Annotated in this window: 4 protein-coding genes and 1 pseudogene; 4 read left to right on the top strand and 1 reads right to left on the bottom strand. The window is 59.8% G+C overall.

From position 1 onward, the window contains the following. Positions 1-297, top strand: a pseudogene (locus FHT93_RS35395) (exopolysaccharide biosynthesis protein); the annotation flags it as partial. Between the two features lie 124 nt (positions 298-421). Beyond that, positions 422-1,651 (top strand): right-handed parallel beta-helix repeat-containing protein, encoded by a 1,230-nt coding sequence (locus tag FHT93_RS35390; protein ID WP_183851421.1) that lies wholly within the window; start codon positions 422-424, stop codon positions 1,649-1,651. Between the two features lie 69 nt (positions 1,652-1,720). On the opposite strand, the gene FHT93_RS35385 is transcribed toward FHT93_RS35390, so the two are convergent. Continuing rightward, a complete protein-coding gene (locus FHT93_RS35385) occupies positions 1,721-3,028 on the bottom strand; it encodes a hypothetical protein (RefSeq protein ID WP_183851420.1) in 1,308 nt (435 codons plus the stop codon). Between the two features lie 691 nt (positions 3,029-3,719). On the opposite strand from FHT93_RS35385, the gene FHT93_RS35380 reads away from it, so the two are divergent. After that, positions 3,720-4,907 (top strand): glycosyltransferase family 2 protein, encoded by a 1,188-nt coding sequence (locus FHT93_RS35380; protein WP_183851419.1) that lies wholly within the window; start codon positions 3,720-3,722, stop codon positions 4,905-4,907. Position 4,908: 1 nt separating this feature from the next. After that, on the top strand, positions 4,909-7,238 hold a 2,330-nt coding region (locus FHT93_RS35375), incomplete at its 3' end, for an O-antigen ligase family protein (RefSeq protein ID WP_183851418.1).

The raw sequence follows: 7,238 nt of genomic DNA, 5'->3' as shown, positions 1-7,238 counted from the left end.
ATCGAGATGGCCCGCAACAGAGGCCAGATCGTCATCTTCGACAGCGCCCCCGTACTGGCCTCGGCCGATACGATGCATCTGACGGCGCTGACGGAGCGAACGCTGATGATCGTGCAATGGGCAAAAACCAGCCGCAGAGCCGCCGAATTCTGCCTGCAGCAGCTCAGGAGCGCTCGCAATGCCGACATCGTCGTCGCCATCAACAATGTCAAACCCAAACGTCACGCAAAATACAACTTCCGTGACTCCGAATTATACGCAAGGTCCTTGATGAAATACCACGATTTTAAAATTTAAGTCTCGACATTACGAAGGATCTAATAGGCTCAGTCGATCGTTTCTGCTCTAGCAGGCGAAGGCCATTGATCATCACAACCGGCACCCCAAGGGATCACCAGACTACAGGGACAGGAGAAGCGTGATGACCGACTACTACGTTGCCACTGACGGAAGCGACATAGCCAAGGGCAACCTGTCAGCGCCATGGAAGACGATCGGCCGCGCCATGCAGGCGCAGCTCAAGCCCGGCGATCAGATCGTGGTGAAGGCGGGAACCTATCACGAGCAGATCATGATAACGAAGAATGGTACGGCGGATAATTACGTCACCATCCGCTCTGAATTGCCTGGCGGCGCTTTGCTCAGACCGCCTGCTTCGGACACCTACAGCACCCTGAACGTACGAGCGAACTACATCAGGATCGAAGGCTTCGACGTCGTTGGCGGCGGGGGACATGCGATTGATATCGAAGGATCACACCATGTCACAATCAAGGACAATATTGCCCATGACAGCGGCGGCTCGGGCATTTCCAGCGCCAAATCGGATTGGCTGACGATTGAGGACAACCGGGTCTATGGCAACACTGCGACGAACGGTTATCAGTGCAGCGGCATTTCGCTCTGGCAGAACATGGACCTCGCCCCAGGCAACGCCGAGTTCCGCAACGTCGTCAGGAACAACATTACCTACGACAACGTGCAGGGACCCGCCATCAACTGGGAACATACCGACGGAAACGGTATCATCATCGACGGTTTTCACGATACCAAATACCGCTACGGCACTCTGATCGAGGGCAATGTCTCCTACGGCAATGGCGGCAAAGGCATCCACGTCTTCCTGAGCGACTTCGTCACGGTGCGCAACAACACCGTCTGGCACAACAACCATGACAATGCCAACAAGGGAAGCTGGCGAGGCGAACTGAGCAACGCCATGGGCAGCCACAATACCTGGGTGAACAATATCGCGGTAGCGAATCCGCGAACGGATTCCAGAAACCGGGCCATCAACGACGTCAGTACCAATGGCTACGTGAACGAGGATGTGAAGTGGTACAACAATATCACCTTCAACGGCACTCCACGCGAGGCATCGGTGCTTTCGGACGGCCATGTGCCGGATGCAGCGAACGGGAACCTGCTTGGGCGTGATCCCCTGCTTTCAAATCCTGCCACTGGAGATTTCCACCTGAAGCCCGGTTCGCCGGCCATCGATGCAGGAACGACAGCTTTCGGGCTCGGATCTGCCGACCTGGACGGGCAGACCCGCGCAAACGGCAAGATCGACATAGGAGCGGACGAGGCCGGTCCCAGTACGGAGACGCCACCGAATGCCGAGAACGTCTCTGGCTCGGTGCGGCGATAAACGCTGCCCCGCGAAAACATTTCGTCAATCACAGCCCAATTATCGTGAATTCAGCGCGCGGATTGGCGCCTAACCGCAAGGTAACGAAACAGTTGGTGACGCGCGTCGCCAGACCTGGAAAGCCTGGAAGGTTTCGGTAACCTGAAAATGCTGGTCGGACAGGAACGCGGCCAGCACTCCTTCCGGATCGTAAATATCAGGCTTGCTGGTGACGACGAGAGTCGGAGCCTCCAGAGCGGCAGCAAAACCGGGCCGTGGCTCAAAGACATAGAGCGCGCTGCCACATCCCTTGCCTAGCGGCACATGGTACACGAGAGCGCCAAGTGCGTCAGCGCTCCACCAGACGCGATCGCCCCCGGTTAGGGCCGTGCGTACGACCGAGGCCGCAGCGCGATAATCGTCCTTGGCATGCCGCTGCGCGAATCTGATGCTCGCACCAGAAGCCAATGCCATTACCAGAAAGCCAACGACCACGAGCTTGCCGACAGGCCGGCGCCAGAGCAGCGTCGCACCTGCCGCCTGCAGCGCCAGGACGACGGCTATCGCAGGAGCAAGGTGGCGACCGACGACACGCCAATGCAGGATATATCCGGCGACCAGTATCAATGCTGCCGCAGCCGTGAATGCGATCGCGCATGCCGCGAGTGTGCGAGGCGGAATATTGCGAACGGCCTGGATAAGGCCGGCCAGCGTTACAGCAGCAACCAGGATCGCGTAGCTCGCGAGCGCAACGAGGTAAGACGAGACGATCGTCCCCTCGCCGGCGCGCAGATCAGTGCGCCCAGGACCGAGGCCTGCGAAACCCAGCAATTCGTAGGCCGAGAACAACAATGTCCGGGCGTCGGTCGTCGCCACTTTGGTGCCGCCCGCCCCCCCAAGTACGGTCCAGAGATAGTAAAGCCCGAGTGGCGCCAGCACGACCACGAGCAGAACCGACGGTCCGATGATATGGCTGTTCGCAAGCCGGCGAACGCGCCAGTGTACGGCACAAGCGGCGGCACCGACCGCGGCGGCGGCCCAGATCGCACCGAGCAAGCTGCTTCCGGCAAGAGCAATAAGTCCGAACGCAAGCAGCCAGACCTGATAGCGGCGAAGGAGCGGACCTTCCGCACTGCGATCGCTCGCCGCGACCACCGCGCGTTCGAGCAGGCCGAAGACCATCAGGCTCGCCCCGATCTGCATGCCATAGGGCCGCGCCTCATCGACATAATACCAGAGAAACGCACTGCTGGCGGCGACCAGAAGCCGATCAACCCGGCCATTGGCGAAGACGTAGAGGCCCGGAATAAGCCAAAGGAGGTTCATCACCCTCAGCGCAACCTCGCCGTCGCCTGCGACCTTCTCCCAGGCCCAGATCGCCACGAGAAAAAATGGCATCTGCGCATCAGAGCCTGTCTCCGCGACCATGCGGGCCAAAAGCGCCTCAAAGTGCGGCTCCGCAGCACGCCACGCAGTGTTGGCCTCGTCTATCCAGTAACTCTGCCCACTGATCGCAGTGCAAAGCGCAACCAAAGCGGCGACCATGGCGAGCCACAGGATGACCTGCTGCGATAAAGGGTGCGACCTTTGCAAATGAGATATTCTGTTATTGACCGGGTTCGATGGTCCCGCGATCTCCGCGCCCAGCGCCGGATTGAGATCAGATATGCCCATACACGTACTCGTCCCACAACCGTGTCCAGCGCCCGGCCGGTAATAGATCCTTACCGGACTAGATCAGTTCCAAGACTAACTCGTTCTTCGTTTGAGCAACAATCAGCACAAAGTGGTACGCATACGTCTTATGGCTCGCTTTCGACCAGCCAACATAAAGAATAAAGTTCACTTCTACAGAGGCTTGCGTGTCATCACCGACAGGGATGTCGGGGTAAAATTCGATGAGCCTTGAAGCTTGCGAGTTCGGCAAGCTGAATGGAGCCGAGGATGGTCAAGAGTAAGACTATTGTAAAGAGTGATCGGATCGAGCGGTTTCTTCGAAGGATCTACGAGCGGCGACCTCGTTGCGCCGACCGTCGTGCGGCAGCAGGCGCATGTGGTCCAACACATTTCATCACATCGGGGGTTTAACATGTTGCCGCGCAACACGGAATCCTCCCTCACATGGCCAATCACCAAGACTGATCTTTCGTCTCACGGCATGTCAGATGCGGACGGCCTGGTACTGAGTATTGTGGTGCCGGTGTTCAACGAGGAGGAGACGATCGTGCTCTTTCTCCAGGCCATGGACGCACAGACCAACGCGATCCGCGCCGCTCTCGGACCAGGCGGACAGGTAGAGATCCTCTTCGTCGACGATGGCAGCCGCGATCGCACCGTAGACATCATCGAAGGTCTCGTGGCGCAGCGACCGGATATCGGACTGATCTGCCTGTCGCGGAACTTCGGCAAGGACGCAGCTCTGGCAGCCGGTCTAGCCCACGCCCGCGGAGATGCGATCATCCCGATGGACGTCGATCTGCAGGATCCGCCAGATATCGTCCCGGATATGGTGAGCGCCTGGATGCGCGGCGCAAAGGTGGTCAACGCACGACGCAAGAGACGTGTCAGCGACACCTGGCTCAAGCGGTGCAGCGCCGCGGCCTTCTACGGCCTCTATAACAGGATGGCCGACTACCCCATCCAGGACAATGTCGGCGATTTCCGGCTGCTGGATCGCAGCGTCGTCGATGTCCTCAACGGCATGCCGGAGCGTATCCGCTTCATGAAGGGGCTGTTCTCCTGGGTTGGCTTCACTCAGGCGACGGTCGAATACGACCGGCCGAAACGTACGGCTGGCACCTCGAAGTGGGTATACTGGCGCTTGTGGAACTTCGCGCTGGACGGGATCACCGGGTCGACGACGATGCCTTTGCGCATCTGGACTTATGTCGGCCTCGTTGTCGTCTTTCTAGCGCAACTCTATGCGGCCATCATCATTGGACGAACGCTGATATTTGGCGTCGATATGCCCGGTTACGCCTCCATAATGGTGGTGATTCTGGTATTCGGCGCGTTCAACATGATTTCCGTCGGGCTTCTTGGCGAATATGTCGGCCGCATCGCTGTCGAGGTCCGACAACGGCCTCTTTATCTGGTGGAGCATCTGACCGGCCGGGCCGCTGCGGGGTCGGTTAATAGTGCCGCTGCAGATCAGACGCGACGCGATGCGCCCGCCGGTGCCAGCGCTCTGCGCCGGGTCGGCATCGCCGCAAGTCCAGCATTGACGGGCGTGAGAACGACGGAAGGCCAGTTGAGCAGCCAGTATCCGGCAGAATGACATGATGGAGAAGGCTTGCTATCCGGCGGTCTACAGCCCCAAAGTCATCATGCCGTGGCGGTCAATGGAGTGCATCGGCGTCCTCATCGCGCTGTTCCTTCTGAGTGGCTGCATCTTTCCTCTCATCGACCGTGACGGCAACCTCGATGCCAGCGAGATGGCCAAACTTCGCCTGCTTGGCATGCCCATCTATCTGATTTCTCTCGGACTCCTGGCTCGAAATCAGGCAGAGCTGCTGACTGCCATTCGCCGTAGTCTGCCGTTCGTCATCCTTCTTTTGTTACCGCTTGCTTCAGTGCTGTGGTCGTCGAGTCCCGCTCTCACCCTGCAGCGGGGCGTTGCGCTCATTCTCTCCATTTCACTAGCATACCTTCTCGCCATCCTGTTCACGCCGCGGCAACTGCTGTTGCTGACAGTCGTGGTGCTTGGCACCGGCATGGTGTGCAGTCTTTTGATGGCTGTGGCATGGCCCAGTCGTGCGTTCACCTTTGGCGAGAGCTCCCTGAGAGGAGTTTTTGACAATAAAAACACCCTCGGGTGGAACGCAGCGATCGCGACTTTCGCGTGCAGCATGATGGCCGTGGATCGACGGGCTGGGCCTAGAATTGTCAGCATACCGCTGCTGTGCGCCAGTCTCTTTTGCCTGGTCGCGTCGCAGTCGATGACGGCCATGAACTCACTCGTCAGCGCGGTCCCGGCAACAGCTTTCTTCCTAGCCCTTTCAAAGACCCGCGACCTTGGACGGGCGACGCTCGTGCTGGTCTGCCTGCAATTGGTTGCGCTGGTCCTTGTAGGACTTAGCGAATTGCTCGTTCCCCTGCTCGAAGCGATGGGCAAGGATGCGACGCTGACTGGACGCGTTCCGCTTTGGCGGGAAGTGGATCTCGCAATCGGAAGACGGCTGTTGCTCGGTTATGGCTATCAAGCCTTCTGGGCCGACTCCAATGCCGACGGCTGGTACGTCCGCGCTGCAGCCGGGTGGCCTGCGCCGCATGCCCATAACGGCTTTCGCGACGTATTGCTGGGCCTCGGCCTCCTGGGTTTCATACCCCTGGCCTGGACGATTGTACGCGCGCTTCGGCAGGGGGCGACGCTGCTGTGCGATGCTCCCGAAGAGGGTTGGCTGTGGCTGAATGTGCTGGTCATCATGTTCCTGGTGATGAACCTCACGGAAACGATCATCCTCACTCAGAATAGCATCCTCTTCGTCCTGTTTGCGACTGCCGTGATTATGTTCGCGATCCGGTTTCCAACCGAAGCGAGAGATATTACCTCCGGGTTACGCTTGATCCGTCGGCGGCTTGTTATGATCGTTGCGGTGATGATGATGCTGATGGCGGCCTCGATCGTGCTGATCTCGGGTTTGAATCCGAGCTATCACGCCGCATCCCGGCTGATGATCCACAAGCCCCTGGCAACTGCGCTCAGCACCGGCGATGCCGGCAACAATGCGCCGGTGAACGTCACATCCGAGACCGAGCGGCTGCTGTCCAGAAGCGTGACGGAGCGCATCATCCGCGACTTGCGGCTCGACGAGCGTCCGGAGTTCAACCCGGCCCTGCGCCAGGCCTCCGTCCTCGACGAGATCAGGGCAACCTTGCGTGGCCTGCTGGTGAGCAGCGACAAGCCGTCACAGCCATCGGGAGACAGTATCGAGCCGGTCATCCAGGCTTATTACAAGGCGCTGAGTGTGTGGCGCGACGGCCAGAGCGATGTCGTCCAGATCGGCTTTACGGCCGGCGATCCCGAACTGGCGGCCGCCGTCCCGAACCGGCTCATCAGCATCTATCTCGAAGAGCGCAAGGACAGTATCCGCGGCAGCCTCGACACGGCGCAGGCATGGATCGGCCAGCGCATCGCCGAACAGCAGGATCGCGCCAGGGCCGCCCGCGATGCCGCCGACACCTATCAGCAAACGACGGGCGTCGTTCAAAGCGGCGATGAGCAGAGCGAACAGGTCAAGGCGATCGTCGAATTGAGCGAACGGCAGACGAAGATCGGACAAAGCCGCACCGACATCCAGGATACGATCGCCGCACTGGAAGCGGCCCGCGACCCTTCGCTTGCCGCCCAGAACAAAGCCGTCCCCGACAGCATCGGCGCGATGCAAAGCGACCTTCGTGCCCAGCAGCAGGATCTCGCACGCCTTCTCGACATCTATGGCGACGATGCCGCCGCCGTGGTCGACCTGCGCGCAAGGATCGACAGGTCCCGCACCGATCTCGGCGCGGCGGTCGACCGGTACCTGCAGTCCATGCGCGCCAAGCTGAGCACCCTTGATGACGAGGACCGTACAGTGCGATCGGCACTGGCGGCCGCCTATGAGCAACG

The sequence above is a fragment of the Rhizobium sp. BK379 genome (genome assembly GCF_014193955.1).
GTDB lineage: Bacteria > Pseudomonadota > Alphaproteobacteria > Rhizobiales > Rhizobiaceae > Rhizobium.
Note: the sequence above shows the minus strand (reverse complement) of the source record. Positions and strands in the feature narration are given on the sequence as shown.